Source organism: Haladaptatus litoreus (assembly GCF_900156425.1).
GTDB lineage: Archaea > Halobacteriota > Halobacteria > Halobacteriales > Haladaptataceae > Haladaptatus > Haladaptatus litoreus.
This window is the reverse complement of the sequence record NZ_FTNO01000001.1, coordinates 55,079-69,083: the sequence shown is the minus strand read 5'-3', so window position 1 is coordinate 69,083 and position 14,005 is coordinate 55,079. Positions and strand designations below refer to the sequence as shown.

Sequence of the window (14,005 nt, the reverse complement as noted above, 5' to 3'; positions counted from 1 at the left end):
CAAAACCTCGGTGCTCCGTGCGGTCCGCGCCGAGACCGCTCGTTTCACTCGTCGCTCGCAGGAGTCACTCCCGTTTGACCTCGTGCCGACCGAAGCCGTACCGAAGTCGGTTGGCCAACCGCCGCGAAAAGCGGCCTTCCGACCGACTGTCGAATCGCTCGCCGAGGGCCTGATAGATGAGCGGAACCGGAACCTCCTGTTCCAGCGCTTCCTGCACCGTCCACGTTCCAGTCGAACCACCCGCGATGTGGTCGGCCACGTCGCCCAAATCGGTGCCTTCCTCACGGAACGCTTCCTCACAGAGTTCGAGGAGCCACGAGCGGATGACTGCGCCGTTGTTCCACGTTCGGGCGACTTTCTCCAAATCGAGGTCGTACCGACCCTCGTGGAGCAGTTCGAAGCCCTCGCCGTAGGTCTGCATCAGCGCGTACTCGACGCCGTTGTGAACCATCTTCACGTAGTGGCCCGACCCTGCTTCACCCATTCTGTCGTGGCCATCCGGACCGGTCGCCACTGCGTCGAACACGGGAACCAGTTCATCGTAGGCCCACTGCGGCCCGCCGACCATCAGGGAGAAGCCGAGTTCGGCACCCGCGGGGCCGCCGCTGGTTCCGCAGTCGAGGTACGCCGCAGAGGTCGTTTCTGCGCGTCGAACCGAATCCTCGAAGTAGGAGTTTCCGCCATCGACGACCACGTCGTCTTCGTCAAGGAAGGGTTCTAAATCTTCGAGTGCAGCGTCCACGGGTTCCCCGGCGGGCACCATCAGCCAGATTCGTTTTTCGTCACCGAGTTTCTCTGCGAGGTCGGCGACCGAGTCGGCGGGTTCCGCACCCGCCGACTCTGCTGATTCGACCGCCTCCTCTGCCACGTCGTAGGCGACGATGTCGTGTCCCGCATCGAGCGTTCTGTCCACTACGATTCGACCCATGCGCCCCAGTCCGATGACGCCCAGTTGCATGGCAGTAGGTGCAGGTGGGGGAGAGGTAGGGGTTGCGGTTCGAGTCGAGGCTATGCTGTCGTTGTAGCAGGGACGTACACCTCGTGTTTGCTGTAGATGTACGCCGCGATGGCACCGTTTCCGAGCAGTGTCACGAAACCACTTGGACTGCCGAACCAGAGGGCGACCAAGCCGACCAGCGCGCCCGCCACGAACAGCACGACGGCCCATCCCCACGCCCACTTTTTCGCCCGAAAGAGACCGTAGTAAATGGGAAATTTCGCAACGAGAAGCGGCGACAGAAAGAGGAGACTCGTCTCGGCGACTGACGGCGGAATCACGGTGACGGAGAAGAGCAGGGCGAACCAAAACGGGTCAACGACCAGCGCGAGAACGCAGATAGCTTCGATGTATTTCGGCGTCGGCGCACCGCAATCGCGGCAGAGTTTCGCACCGTCACGGGTACTCGCGCCACAGACTTCGCAAGACACGTGGCAATCTGTGGACAGAGGCTACTTCAAAATAGGGGTTCGGAGGAATCTAACATCGGGATTCAAAACCGATGTTTTTGCGTGAGGAGATAGAGGAGAATACCCCGTTGAGAACCAGTTTGATGACTCCAATCGGGTCACCGAGAGAGAATCCACCGACGCTGAAGAACATGTCCAATCCGTACACCGTCACCGCGAGTTTCCATCCCCACGAGTGGAATCGCCACAGGCCGTAAACGATTATGAACTGGAGAGCGGCCACGAACAGCGCGAACCCGCCGAGTACCGTGGCGAAAAGCCCGCCGTCGAGAAGCCAGTATCCCAACACCGCCTGCAAGAAACCGCTCACGAGCACGAGTCCGCAGACGAGCGTAATTCCCCTCGGTCTAGTCGCGACGGTGTCACTCAGTCGTCGATAACAGTCCCGACAGTAAATCGAATCGGAAGCGACATCGACGCCGCAGTTCGGACAGTTCATGACAGATATATTTTATAAGATATAAAAGCTATTTCGGCCACGCGATTACGCGAGCGCCGTTTCCAACGCGTCCGTCACCCTGTCCGCGTGCTGAATCAACAGCGTGCCGAGAATGCTCATGATGAGCACGTAGCCCACGGTAAACGCGGGTATCAAGTCACCGAGCGCACCGGTTCCGACGCTTATCGCGAGTGTCGATAAGACCAGCGAGAACTCACCGCGGGGAACCATCCCGAACCCGACGCGGAACGAGCGCGTTCTGTCGAGTCCGTAGAAACGCCCCGAAACGGTTCCGCTGACGAACTTGCCGACGGTCGTAACGACCACCGCGACACCCAACAGGAGGAGGACATCCGCCAGCAGAGTGATGTCCGTGGCCAAGCCGATGGAGAAAAAGAAGATGGCGGCGAACAGGTCACGAACCGGCGAAAGTACCTGCTCGATTCGGTGGACGTGGTCGGTTTGACTGAACATCGTTCCGACGAAGAAGGCGGCGACTGCCTCGCTGACGCCCAGTGCCAAGGCGGTTCCGGCGATGAGGACGGTTATGCCGGTCACGCGAAGAAGGAACAGTTCGTTCGATTCGGTTTCGAACAGTCGCTCGATGTACTCCGAACCGTACCACGCAACCGCGACGAGGACGACGAGGAAGGCCACCGACACACCGATGGATAGTGCGGCATCAGTCGGGCTTCCCTCGCCCAGTGCGACCGCCGACAGCAGGGCCAGATACACCGCGATGAAGATGTCCTCGAAGACGAGCGTTCCGAGAATCGGTTCGCTTTCCGCGTTCGCAATCCAGCCTTGGTCGATGAGCGACTTCGTTATCACGGCGCTGGACGAGATGTAGACGATTCCCGCGAGGAAGAAGGCTTCGAGCCACGAGAAGCCAAACACGACACCGAGTCCCAGTCCGAGGGAGAAGTTGATTCCAAGGTCTACGAGGCCGACTTTGACCAGTCGGTCGCGGTTCGAGACGAGTTGCTGAAGACTGAACTCCAAGCCGAGAAAAAAGAGGAGGAAAACGATACCGAGCTCGGCGAGAAGGTCGATGAACTCGCCGGTTTGGACGAGTTGCAGCGATATTCCGCCGATGGACGTTGGTTCGTTGGGACCGACGAGGATGCCGACGACGATGTAGGCGGGGATGACGGAGAGGCGAATACGGGACGCGAGCGCCCCGATGAGGGCGATAGCTGTCACTGCGATTCCGAACTGAACGAGGAGCGGGTCTGCCATCGGTGGCTCAGTTGCCCTCTTCGTCGGCGGTGAGCAAGTCCGAGAGTTCCGCCTGTTCCTCGCGGGTTCCGATGGCGACGAGGAGGTCACCCGAGTCGATGCTCGTGTCCGGACTCGGGTTCGAAATCGTCTCCTCACCGCGCTGAATTGCGATGATGGAGACGCCGGTTCGCTGTCGAATTTCCGCCTCCTGAAGCGTTTGACCGACCAGCGAAGAGCCGTCTTTTACCTCCACCCATTCGATGATGGACTCTCCGAGCGGAACGTTCAAATCGTCCATCTCGACCGGCTGGAAGTAGGCCCCTTCGAGGATAGAGCCGAGCTGACGGGCTTTCTTGCCCGTCAGCGAGGCGAGTTTAACGCTGTCCTCGTTCGGCGACGGACGCCGATACAGTTCGCGTTTCCCATCGTGGTGGATGATGACGACGAGTCGCTCCTCGCCGTCGAGTTCGAGTTCGAACTTGTGGCCGACGCCGGGGATTTCCGATTCGTAGACAGTCATAGTGGAAAGGGAGTTGGAAAGGGCATAAATATCACGTTAAAAATCGCGATGGGCGACGGATTACGTCACTCGAAATTCGAAGAGTGCGTCTCGGATTTCCTCTGGACATTTTGTGGAGATACACCGGTAGTCGCGGAGCGATTCTATAGCGGAGTCTCGCCTTCGTCTCACTCCCCTCGTCGGAGTGATGGAGAGTGGCTACGACAAATCCGGTGGCGGTTCGGAACTCGATGGCTCCGTCGCGCCGAACCACACGAAGGTCGTCGAATCGATGCCGAACCGAATCGGTCGCTTCCTCGGGCGAAATCCGGAGGTCGAGACGCTCGAAGCTACTCATTCCAATGGTAGTGATTCGAATACGGGACGGGTAACCCTTTCGCCAAAAATAAAAGAAATCGAACGGTCGTCCGCGACTAACAGAAGTTCTGCGTCGCGTACACTTGTCCGTCTTCAGTGACGTAGATGCCAATTCCTTCGTTTTGCCACGAATCAGTGAGGATGTTCTCACGGTGGCCCTGCGAGTTCATCCACTGGTCTACGATACCGCGAGCGAGTTCGCGTTCCGTTGTGTAGCGAACCGTACCGTCGCCGCTGTTAATCGGCGTGTCGTACCACGTCTGGGCGATGTTTTCGCCGCCCGTGAGATACGAACCGTCACCGGTCGATGCGCGACAGGTGTATCCTGCCTGCTCGTAGCGGTCGGCGAAGTTCTCGCCCTCAGGAGAGGTGTGCGAGAAGTAGTTTCGGGTCGCCATGTCCTCGCTGTGTCCGCGCGCGATGTCGCGAAGTTCGGTGTCGAACGAAATAGCGTTGAGGCCACGTTCAGTGCGCTCTTCGTTGACGAACTGATGGACGTATCGCTCGACCTCACTTCGGTCGAAGCCGTCCGATTCGTCTGGCGTCGTCGTTGGCTCGGTTGTCGTAGTGGTTTCAGGTGATTCAGTAGTGGTCGTTTCGGGTTGTGTCGTGGTTTCCGGAGTCGTACTCGTCTCCGAGGTCGTGGTTGATTCCGGTTGGGTCGTCGTGTCCGGTGTTTCCGTAGTAGTCGTCTCTTCCGGCGTCGAGGTCGTCGTTTCGGGTGGTTCCGTCGTCGGCTGTTCCGGTTCCGGCGTCGTCGGTCGGTCAGCATCGTCTTCACCGCCGGACAGAATTGACTGGAGGAAGCGCCAGAAATCATCGTCCAGTTCACCGTCTTCGAGAGCGTTCTGTACGGCAGAAATCGCGCGTTCCCAGTCATTCGCCTCAGAAGTGTCTGTTGTGGTGGACGAGTGAGTTTCGTTCGCAGTCGAATCGTGGTTGCTTCCCGATATCGTCGATTCAGCCGAAACCGCACCGACGGCAACCGTACTGGTCAGGACGAGGACTGCGAGAGCCAGTGAAAGACCGGCAGAAAGGGATTTCCGTCTCATATTGTCCTCGCTGGTTGGATAGTCGTCTGTCGATACTCATCGCGGCAGTCGGTCGATAGTTGTGACTGCCCGTCGTCGTGGAGGCTAGCGTGCCATGCCATCGCAGGTAGGTGTCCCGACCACTAGAATATAATTTTTTGCAAAATCGACTATTGATTATAGATTTCTAATGGAATTCGCACGAGAGATTGGTAAACGAAATTTGTTGGTCGGTACGATGACAAAACCACCAAATCAGAGAGAAATAGACGCGGCGGCAAGGACGATATCATATTATAAATACTCCCACGGAACCCTCAAAGAACACGTTCGTTATTTGTTAGTACGCGCGACTCGTTACCCGACTTCCCGAATCGGTGTCGAGGAAAACGGTATCACCGTCGTTGCTCCAGACGGCGGAACCGCGGTTCCAGTACACGTCACCGCTCGAATCCGAACCGCTGCCGGTGTGGAGCGTCACCGTTTCGCCGGGGGCGAGCGACGTTTCCGAAAAAGTGTACGACTGGCCCACCGCGTCCGAAATCGTCCATCCGGAGAGCGAAATCGTGCTGGAACCGGTGTTTTCGAGGATGACGTACTCGTCGTTCAGGTTGTCGTTGTCGTCGCCCGAAGCGTCGGCGTGAATCGTCTCGATGTCTACGTCGCCCGCACCGCCAGCGTCGCGGCACCGCCACAAGTCTCTGCGTTCGCTTTGGGCGCTCGATTCGGCGCTGTAGTAGCTATCGCTCTTGGAAAACGTCGAATCGTACACCCGCGCTCGCCCGGAGTCGATGAGTTTGTAGTTGTAATCTTCACCGCCGTGGTAGACGTAGGCAAGCAGTCGCCCGTAGTAGCCGCGTTTGTCGGATTCGGAGTCGAACTTCAGGGTGACCTGCTCCCCTTCGAGTTCTCGGGTCATGAACGCCGTCGCGTCCTCACCTTCGTCGGCGAGACAGTTCTCACCGGCGCTGTTGGTCGGAACGCCTTCGAACTCGTCGGGCGTGTTCGCGCTGTGCGTTTCGGGCGTATCGACGCCGAGCAGTCGGACGGTTTCCGTCGTTCCATCGGAATAGCGAACGTCCAACGTGTCGCCGTCCACGACGTCGGTAACAGTGACTTGGTCACTGTCGGTGATGTACCCATCAACAGGTTCGACGGCAACCGTGCCAGCGACACCGCCGAAAATCAGTGTGAAAACGAGCGTGAGGACCGCACCGTGAGTTATTAATTTATTTTCCACAGTACAAATATAATTTCTACACTATTAGGATTTTGTATGAACAGAACACTGAGACACATACACATATTGATAGAAACTCGTGTACTTCGGATACTATCCCAATAAAGTTAGTTGTCGTTTCAAATAATTCAGTATATCTACTTCGCTATCCGGTACAATCAAATAACTAACTGATGTATCGTATCGGATATGGGCGACGACCGAATCATTCGACGATTAAACGTCGTCGTCGTTCTCCTTTCGGTCATCGCAATTTTGCTGGCGATGCCGTATCTCCTCTCCGTTTTCGACCATCTGACGAGACTGCTTCAGGCCGTCGCCGCCGCCCTCGGAACCATCGGCATCTTCGTTCTCGTTCAAAGATATTGGACAGTTTGGGATTGATTCGAACGCCATCGGACGGGAACCTTTATCAGCGACGACGCGCACAGTCACAGGTATGAGCGCGATGGTGTCGGTAGTACGTCTATAGTGCAGACGATAAGCCGGTCGTGTTTCTCACCGAATCACCAGACAGCGACAGGAATTTGTATCCATGAGCGACGTTCCAAACGACTACGAACCCGAGCGTATAGAACCGAAATGGCGGAAAGAGTGGCAAGACTCCGATATATACACCCCCGACGGAGATTTGGAGTACGTCATCGACACGCCGCCGCCGTACCCAACCGGAAACCTTCACATCGGGCACGGACTCCAGTGGAGTTACATCGACTTTGCGGCGCGGTATCACCGCCTTCAGGGCGAACAAGTGCTGTTCCCGCAGGGATGGGACTGTCACGGACTGCCGACGGAAGTGAAAGTCGAGGAGAATCACGACATTCACCGAACCGACGTTTCCCGGGAGAAGTTCCGCAACCTCTGTATCGAACATACCGAGGAACAGATCGACTCGATGAAGGAGACGATGAACGAACTCGGCTTCTCAATCGACTGGAACGCGGAGTTCCGGACGATGGACGAAGAGTACTGGGCGAAAACCCAGCAGTCGTTCATCGAGATGGAAGAGTACGTCTACCGCGACGAACACCCGGTCAACTGGTGTCCACGCTGTGAGACGGCCATCGCGGACGCGGAAGTCGAGAAGGAAGACCGGACGGGAACGCTCTACTACGTCACGTTCGACGGCGTGGACAACGACGATATTGAGATTGCAACCACCCGCCCGGAACTGCTCTCTGCCTGTGTCGGCATGGCGGTTGACCCCGACGACGAACGCTACGCCGACCGAATCGGCGAGACGTTCGAAGTGCCGCTGTTCAGGCAGGAAGTCGAACTCATCGCCGACGACGACGTTGACGGCGACTTCGGAACCGGCGCAGTGATGATTTGTACGTTCGGTGACAAACAGGACGTTGACTGGTGGGCCGAACACGACCTAGACCTGCGTCCGGTGTTCACCGAAGACGGCCACCTGAACGAACTCGCGGGCGAGTTCGAGGGCCTGACCATCAGCGAAGCGAAGGAAGAAATCGCCGACACGTTGGACGAGGAGGGTTATCTCAACGACTCCGAATCGACCGAACAGGCGGTCGGTGCCTGCTGGCGCTGTGATACGCCAATCGAGATTCTGTCCAAAGAACAGTGGTTCGTCAAGGTGCAGTCGGACGAGATTCTGGAGAAGGCAGAGGGAGTCGAGTGGATTCCCGACCACATGCACGCACGCCTCGAAGAATGGGCAGAGGGCATGGACTGGGACTGGGTTATCTCCCGCCAGCGCGTGTTCGCCACCCCGATTCCGGCGTGGGAATGCGGAGAGTGCAACCACTGGCACCTCGCCGAAATCGAGGAACTGCCGGTTGACCCGACCGAAACCGGCCCCGAAACCGGCGACTGTCCGGAATGTGGCGCGGACTCGTGGACTGGCGAAACCGACGTGATGGACACGTGGATGGACTCGTCCATCACGCCGCTCCACATCAGCGGATGGCCGGACGACCTCGAACTGAACGAGTTCGAACCCGTCTCGCTCCGCCCGCAGGGGCACGACATCATCCGAACGTGGGCGTTCTACACGCTCCTGCGCGTCGGCGAACTGACGGACGAACGTCCGTGGGATACCGCCCTCATCAACGGCATGGTGTTCGGGCCGGACGGCAACAAGATGAGTAAGTCCCGGGGCAACGTCGTCACACCGGGGGAAGCCATCGACGAGTACGGTGCCGACTCGCTCCGGCAGGCGTTGGTTCTCGGCGGCCAACCCGGAAGCGACGTTCAGTTCCAGCCGAAGGAGGCGACCTCCGCATCGCGCTTCCTCACGAAAATCTGGAACATCTTCCAGTTCTCGCGTAACCACTTCGACGAGAACACGCCGGAAATCAGCGACCCGGCCTACCGTGACGCAGACCGCTGGATTCTTTCGCGGTTGTCCCAGACCGCCGACTCGGTCAGTGAGGACATGGAGGAGTATCGGTACGACAGCGCGCTCCGAACGCTCCGGGAGTTCGTCTGGAACGACCTCGCGGACGACTACCTCGAACTCGTCAAAGGTCGCCTGTACGAGGGTCGCCCCGGCGAGCGAAACGCGGCACGACACGCGCTGTACACGACGTTCTCGTCCATCATCCGGATGTTGTCGCCGTTCTCGCCGTTCTTCGTCGAGGAAGTGTACAGCCACCTCCCCGGAACCGAGGACAGCATCAGTCAGTCGCGCTGGCCGGACGTCGAGATGCACGATGAGGAAGCCGAACTCGCGGGCGAAATCATCGCCGAAACCGCAAGCGAGGTCAGGGCGTGGAAGTCTGACGAGGGAATGGCGCTCAACGCCGAACTCGACCGCATCGAACTGTACAGCGATGCCGAGCGGAAACCGGACACCTACGACCTGAGTGAGGCCGTGAACGCCCCGGTGTATCTGGAAGAAGGAAGACCGAACGTCGAACTCGCGCCGGTGGGCGTTTCGCCCGACCACTCCGCAATCGGGCCGAAGTTCCGCGACAAAGCGGGCGCGGTCGTCGGCGCGCTGGAATCAGCCGACCCCGCCGAACTCAAAGCCCAGTTGGATACCCACGGCGAAATCACGCTGGACGCCGCGGGCGAGGAAGTCACCCTCGACGGTGACTGGGTCGAAATCGAAGAGGAATACCGCGCGGAAAGCGGCGAGGAAGTCGAAGTGCTCGAAACCGAGCACGCGACGGTTCTCGTCTTTCCCTGAGCTGTAAGGTCGAATATCGCTGTCTTTTCGAACGAAATTCGCCGGAAGGGTGTAAACCAGTTAGCAACAGTGCGCGCCACGACCAATCCAGAAACACTGCAACCTTAATCCCGTCAGCTGACGGGATTAGCGGGTTGACGGTACTGATTAACAACATCCGATAATACAATAGCAGGGGTTATTAACTATGGATATTAAATTGTTAATATACTAATGACGAACATCACTCGAAGACGCACACTCAAGATGGGAACTGCGCTGTTCGCAAGCGGAACGATTGCCGGTTGTCTCGGGTCGTCTTCCGGCGACGGGTCGGACGGTTCGACCACGGTGCAAACATCGTTTTTCGTCCTAACCGACTTCGCGCGGAATGTCGTAGGGGACGCTGCGAACGCCGAAAGTTTGGTACCAATCGGCCAGCACGGCCACGGTTGGGAACCGTCCGCGCAAGTTCAGCGGGATGCGATGCAATCCGATGCTGTCGTTTACATGGGCGAAGGATTTCAGCCGTGGGCCGACAGAATGGTGAAAAATGTCGAACAAGACCGCCCGGAAATCACGATTGTCGAGGCGAGACACGGGATTTCTCTCCTGTCCGCGCCGGGTCACAGCGACGAGCACGGTCACGAAGGAGATAACCACGACGGCGAGCACGAGGAGGAAAATCACGGAAACGAAACAGACCACGGGCACGAGGAAGGCGAACATAACGACGGAGACAACCACGAGGGGGAAAATCACGGGAATGAAAACGATACTAACCACGAAGAGGGCGAACACCACGACGAGAGCGAAAACGGTCACGACCACGGGGCGAGCGACCCGCACTTCTGGCTCGACCCGCAGCGCGCGAAACAAGCGGTTTCCACTATCGAAAGTGGCCTTTCCGAGATGGACGCCGTTTCCGGCGAGGCGCTCACCGGAAACGCAGAGGACTTCCGAAACCAGTTGGACGAACTCGATTCGACGTTCGAATCCGAACTGGAATCCACGGAGCGAAACGCGGTGCTGGTCGCTGGACACAACGCCTTCCAGTATCTCGGCGAACGATACGGATTCGAGATTCACGCCCTGACGGGACTCGCACCGGATTCGTCACCGAGTCCGAAGGACGTACAGCGCGCGCAGAACACCATCGAGGAACACGACATCACGCACGTTCTCGCGCCGGTGTTCGAATCCGACAGAGCCGCAAAACAACTGGTTTCGGAAACCGATGCAAAAGACCATCTGCCGATTACGCCGATTCCGAGCGTCACGGAAGAGTGGAGTGAAAAGGATTGGGGGTATATCGAAATCATGGAACAAGTGAATCTCCCCTCGTTGAAAACGGCACTCGGAGTGAAATGACGGTCGCCGAAATCGAAAACGCGACGTTCGGCTACGGTGACAGACCGGTACTTTCTGACGTGTCGATGACTGTCGAGAACGGCGAATTTCTCGGCCTCGTCGGGCCGAACGGGTCGGGAAAGAGCACCCTCCTCAAACTCGTGCTCGGCTTGCAGACGCCGGACGAGGGGACGGTTCGCCTATTCGGCGAACCGCCCCGAAAAGGGAGAAAAGGCGGACGCGTCGGCTACGTCGCACAGAACGTAACCGCAGTTTCCGGAATGCCCGTGACGGTCGAGGAAGTCGTCAGAGCGGGGCGGAGTTCCCTCCTCGGGTTCGGATTCGCCGGAGAAGAACACCGCGAAGCGGTCGAATACGCGATGGAAACCGTCGGAATCTCGAATCTGGCGGAGCGCAGAGTTGCCCGCCTTTCGGGCGGGCAACAGCAACGAGCGTTCATCGCCCGCGCGCTGGCCGCCGACGCGGACGTGCTCGTACTGGACGAACCGACGGTCGGCGTCGATGCCGAATCCCGAGAGGAGTTTTACACCCTCCTGCACGACCTGAACGAGGACGGGTTGGCCGTCATTCTCGTGGAACACGACATCGGCGTCGTCACGGAACACGCGGACAGAATCGCCTGCCTGAATCGAAAATTGTACTTCCACGGCGACACCGACGAGTTCGAGGCCAGCGAGGTGCTGGCCGAGGCCTACGGGGCGAACCAACGACAACTCCACCACGACCATGATTGATATTGCGGAGATGCTGAGCTATCGGTTCATGCGCCTCGCGCTCATTGCGGGACTCTGCGTGGGCCTCGTCGCACCCCTCGTCGGGTCGTTTCTCGTCCACCGCGGGATGGCACTCATCGGGGATACGCTGGCCCATTCCGCCTTCGCGGGGGTCGCAGTCGGACTGTTCCTCGGCAGTCTCGATGTCGTCGTCTCGCCGTATCTCACCGCGCTCGTGGTGTCCGTACTCGCGGCGCTGGCGATACAGGCGCTCGCGGAGCACACCGATGCCTACGGCGACGTGTCGATGGCAATCGTCTTGTCGGGTGGGTTTGCCCTTGGGAGCGTTCTCATCAGCCTCTCGGACGGCGGTATCTCGGTCGGAATCGACCAATATCTGTTCGGCAGTTTGGCGACGGTCACGTCCGAAAATGTCACCGTGATGGTCGCACTCTCGGCGCTCGTCATCGGCGTCGTCGGCGTTACGCGACGGCAACTGTTCGCCGTCACGTTCGACGAGACGGCGGCACGCGTTTCGGGAATCCCGGTGCGACGGTACAACCGCCTACTGGTCGTGCTGACCGCGTTGGTCGTCGTCGCAGCCATGCAAATCATGGGCGTCATCCTCGTCGCCGCGATGCTCGTGGTTCCCGTCGCCGCCGCATCACACGTCGCGCGCAGTTTCCGGCAGTCGCTCGTCATCGGCGTGCTCATCGGCGAAATTGCCGTCATCGTCGGCATCACGCTCTCCTACGCCTACGGACTCGCCGCGGGAGGAGCCATCGTGCTAGTCGCAATTGGTGTGTTCACGCTGGTCGCTGTCGTTGCTCGCTGAGGAAGAAAATTCTCGGTGGCTGTCGTCTTTAGATAACTTTTCGTTGTGCTCGTTTCGGGGGATTCCGTGACAGTCAGAGACATTGCGGCGACCGATGTAGTTACCGCCACCGAAGATGCCACGCTCGCGGAGATTGCACAAATGGTGGGCGACGAAAGCGTCGGCTGTGCTCCAATCGTGGAGAACGACGAACCGGTCGGAATCGTCACCAACCGAAAAATCGCGCTCTCGCTTGCGGACGATAGGGATGCGTCGAACCGAACGGTCGGCGACATCATGACCCGCGACCTGATAACCATCGAGTCGGATGCGAGCGTTCACGATGCAGTCGAACAGATGGAAGACGCCGGAATCCGGCGTCTTCCGGTCGTCGAAAGTGGACGGCTGACCGGCCTCGTGACGCTCGATGACGTGTTGGTCGCGGTGGCAGACGAGTTGGACGAAGTCGCAGACGTTATCGAAGAGCAATCGCCGCGACTGTGAATAGTGGCGGGCGAATCGTCACGACCAGAAACCACGAGAACTTTTCTCCCGCTCTTCGATTTGCGAGTATGGACGAGCGAATCCACGAACACGCCGAAGTGCTGGTAGATTGGAGTGCGCGGGTCGAGGCAGGCGACAACGTCGTCGTACTGGTTGACGACGGGGCGCACGAACTCGCCGTGGCAGTCGGCGAGAAACTGGGCGAACGCCGAGCGAACCCGCTCACGGTGTACCACTCCGACGAAGTCGAACGGTCGTTCCTTCAGGGGCACGACGGCGATTTCGATGAAAATCCGAAACACGAACTGGCGATGTACGAAAACGCCGACGTGGTGCTAAGGCTCGGCGGGAGCACGAACACGACGGCGAAAGCCGACGTGCCGGGCGAAACGGAACAAGCGTACAACAAGGCGCGGATGGGTATCCGCGAAACTCGCCTCGGAACCGACTGGGTTTCGACGATTCATCCGACCCGCGCCCACGCACAGCAGGCGGGGATGGCCTACGAAGAGTATCAGGAGTTCGTCTACGACGCCGTGCTTCAGGACTGGGAGTCACTCGCCGAGGAGATGGCGAAGATGAAGACGATTCTGGACGAGGGAACCGAGGTCAGAATCGTCAAGGAGGACACCGACCTCACGATGTCGGTGGAGGAGCGAACCGCGGTCAACAGTTGCGCGACGGTGGCCTACGACTCGCACAACCTGCCGAGCGGCGAAGTGTTCACCGCGCCGCACGCCACCGAGGGCGAGGTGTTCTTCGACGTGCCGATGACTCACCGCGGCAAGCGAATCCGAAACGTGCATCTCACGTTCGAAGACGGCGACGTGGTGGATTTCAGCGCCGAAACCGGGGAGGACGTGCTGGCCGACATCCTCGACACGGACGAGGGCGCGCGCAAACTCGGCGAACTCGGCATCGGCATGAACCGCGGCATTGACCGCTTTACCGACAGCATCCTGTTCGACGAGAAGATGGGCGACACGATTCACCTCGCAGTCGGACGCGCCTACGACGCCTGCCTTCCCGAGGGCGAAACCGGCAACGACAGCGCGGTGCACATCGACATGATAACCGACATGAGCGACGAGTCGCGGATGGAAGTTGACGGCGAAGTCGTTCAGCGAAACGGCGCGTTCAGGTGGGAAGACGGCTTCGAGGAATAACCGAGGCGACTCCCATCAGTCGCTTTCAC

The 14,005-nt window shown here is 58.9% G+C and carries 15 protein-coding genes; 7 read left to right on the top strand and 8 right to left on the bottom strand.

Going from position 1 to position 14,005, the window contains the following annotated elements:
- Positions 1-64: 64 nt before the first annotated feature.
- The 8 genes from gnd to BW974_RS00345 all read right to left on the bottom strand — a co-directional run bounded on the left by gnd (position 65) and on the right by BW974_RS00345 (position 6,275).
- Positions 65-958, bottom strand: a complete 894-nt coding sequence (gnd, locus tag BW974_RS00380; RefSeq protein WP_076426998.1) for a phosphogluconate dehydrogenase (NAD(+)-dependent, decarboxylating) — start codon at positions 956-958, stop codon at positions 65-67.
- A 50-nt stretch (positions 959-1,008) separates the two neighbouring features.
- Positions 1,009-1,428, bottom strand: coding sequence for a hypothetical protein (locus BW974_RS00375; protein WP_076426996.1), 420 nt, complete (start codon positions 1,426-1,428; stop codon positions 1,009-1,011).
- 49 nt (positions 1,429-1,477) lie between these two features.
- Positions 1,478-1,906 (bottom strand): zinc ribbon domain-containing protein, encoded by a 429-nt coding sequence (locus tag BW974_RS00370; protein ID WP_076426994.1) that lies wholly within the window; start codon positions 1,904-1,906, stop codon positions 1,478-1,480.
- 45 nt (positions 1,907-1,951) lie between these two features.
- Positions 1,952-3,145 (bottom strand): cation:proton antiporter, encoded by a 1,194-nt coding sequence (locus tag BW974_RS00365; protein ID WP_076426992.1) that lies wholly within the window; start codon positions 3,143-3,145, stop codon positions 1,952-1,954.
- Between the two features lie 7 nt (positions 3,146-3,152).
- Positions 3,153-3,647 carry a cation:proton antiporter regulatory subunit gene (locus BW974_RS00360; RefSeq protein WP_076426990.1) on the bottom strand — a complete coding sequence of 165 codons (495 nt, stop codon included), beginning with the start codon at positions 3,645-3,647 and terminating at the stop codon, positions 3,153-3,155.
- A gap of 31 nt (positions 3,648-3,678) precedes the next feature.
- The gene (locus BW974_RS00355) at positions 3,679-3,984 is read right to left on the bottom strand and encodes a hypothetical protein (RefSeq protein WP_076426988.1); all 306 of its coding nucleotides are present in this window, start codon (positions 3,982-3,984) and stop codon (positions 3,679-3,681) included.
- A gap of 76 nt (positions 3,985-4,060) precedes the next feature.
- The gene (locus BW974_RS00350; RefSeq protein WP_076426986.1) at positions 4,061-5,056 is read right to left on the bottom strand and encodes a CAP domain-containing protein; all 996 of its coding nucleotides are present in this window, start codon (positions 5,054-5,056) and stop codon (positions 4,061-4,063) included.
- A 319-nt stretch (positions 5,057-5,375) separates the two neighbouring features.
- Positions 5,376-6,275, bottom strand: a complete 900-nt coding sequence (locus BW974_RS00345) for a lamin tail domain-containing protein (protein ID WP_245799863.1) — start codon at positions 6,273-6,275, stop codon at positions 5,376-5,378.
- A gap of 189 nt (positions 6,276-6,464) precedes the next feature.
- Between BW974_RS00345 and BW974_RS00340 the strand changes: the two genes are divergently transcribed.
- From BW974_RS00340 to BW974_RS00310, 7 genes are all read left to right on the top strand, one after another.
- On the top strand, positions 6,465-6,659 hold the full coding sequence (locus BW974_RS00340; RefSeq protein ID WP_076426983.1) for a hypothetical protein: 195 nt from the start codon (positions 6,465-6,467) through the stop codon (positions 6,657-6,659).
- A gap of 151 nt (positions 6,660-6,810) precedes the next feature.
- The gene (locus BW974_RS00335; protein ID WP_076426981.1) at positions 6,811-9,429 is read left to right on the top strand and encodes a valine--tRNA ligase; all 2,619 of its coding nucleotides are present in this window, start codon (positions 6,811-6,813) and stop codon (positions 9,427-9,429) included.
- A gap of 213 nt (positions 9,430-9,642) precedes the next feature.
- Entirely contained in the window at positions 9,643-10,779 is a 1,137-nt protein-coding gene (locus BW974_RS00330) for a metal ABC transporter substrate-binding protein (protein ID WP_076426979.1), read from the top strand.
- Positions 10,776-11,513, top strand: a complete 738-nt coding sequence (locus BW974_RS00325; RefSeq protein WP_076426977.1) for a metal ABC transporter ATP-binding protein — start codon at positions 10,776-10,778, stop codon at positions 11,511-11,513. The genes BW974_RS00330 and BW974_RS00325 overlap by 4 nt, the downstream gene beginning before the upstream one ends.
- Positions 11,506-12,327, top strand: coding sequence for a metal ABC transporter permease (locus tag BW974_RS00320; protein ID WP_139328788.1), 822 nt, complete (start codon positions 11,506-11,508; stop codon positions 12,325-12,327). Before BW974_RS00325 ends, BW974_RS00320 begins: the two co-directional genes overlap by 8 nt.
- A gap of 66 nt (positions 12,328-12,393) precedes the next feature.
- Positions 12,394-12,810 (top strand): CBS domain-containing protein, encoded by a 417-nt coding sequence (locus BW974_RS00315; RefSeq protein WP_076430167.1) that lies wholly within the window; start codon positions 12,394-12,396, stop codon positions 12,808-12,810.
- Between the two features lie 68 nt (positions 12,811-12,878).
- Positions 12,879-13,976: an aminopeptidase gene (locus tag BW974_RS00310; protein ID WP_076426973.1), complete on the top strand. Its 1,098-nt coding sequence runs from the start codon at positions 12,879-12,881 to the stop codon at positions 13,974-13,976.
- Positions 13,977-14,005 lie beyond the last annotated feature (29 nt).

What these genes read in the sequence shown, in the direction of transcription:
- gnd (WP_076426998.1), bottom strand. Translation starts at nt 958, where the DNA reads ATGCAACTGGGCGTCATCGGACTGGGGCGCATGGGTCGAATCGTAGTG.
- BW974_RS00370 (WP_076426994.1), bottom strand. Translation starts at nt 1,906, where the DNA reads ATGAACTGTCCGAACTGCGGCGTCGATGTCGCTTCCGATTCGATTTAC.
- BW974_RS00365 (WP_076426992.1), bottom strand. Translation starts at nt 3,145, where the DNA reads ATGGCAGACCCGCTCCTCGTTCAGTTCGGAATCGCAGTGACAGCTATC.
- BW974_RS00360 (WP_076426990.1), bottom strand. Translation starts at nt 3,647, where the DNA reads ATGACTGTCTACGAATCGGAAATCCCCGGCGTCGGCCACAAGTTCGAA.
- BW974_RS00355 (WP_076426988.1), bottom strand. Translation starts at nt 3,984, where the DNA reads ATGAGTAGCTTCGAGCGTCTCGACCTCCGGATTTCGCCCGAGGAAGCG.
- BW974_RS00350 (WP_076426986.1), bottom strand. Translation starts at nt 5,056, where the DNA reads ATGAGACGGAAATCCCTTTCTGCCGGTCTTTCACTGGCTCTCGCAGTC.
- BW974_RS00340 (WP_076426983.1), top strand. Translation starts at nt 6,465, where the DNA reads ATGGGCGACGACCGAATCATTCGACGATTAAACGTCGTCGTCGTTCTC.
- BW974_RS00335 (WP_076426981.1), top strand. Translation starts at nt 6,811, where the DNA reads ATGAGCGACGTTCCAAACGACTACGAACCCGAGCGTATAGAACCGAAA.
- BW974_RS00330 (WP_076426979.1), top strand. Translation starts at nt 9,643, where the DNA reads ATGACGAACATCACTCGAAGACGCACACTCAAGATGGGAACTGCGCTG.
- BW974_RS00325 (WP_076426977.1), top strand. Translation starts at nt 10,776, where the DNA reads ATGACGGTCGCCGAAATCGAAAACGCGACGTTCGGCTACGGTGACAGA.
- BW974_RS00320 (WP_139328788.1), top strand. Translation starts at nt 11,506, where the DNA reads ATGATTGATATTGCGGAGATGCTGAGCTATCGGTTCATGCGCCTCGCG.
- BW974_RS00310 (WP_076426973.1), top strand. Translation starts at nt 12,879, where the DNA reads ATGGACGAGCGAATCCACGAACACGCCGAAGTGCTGGTAGATTGGAGT.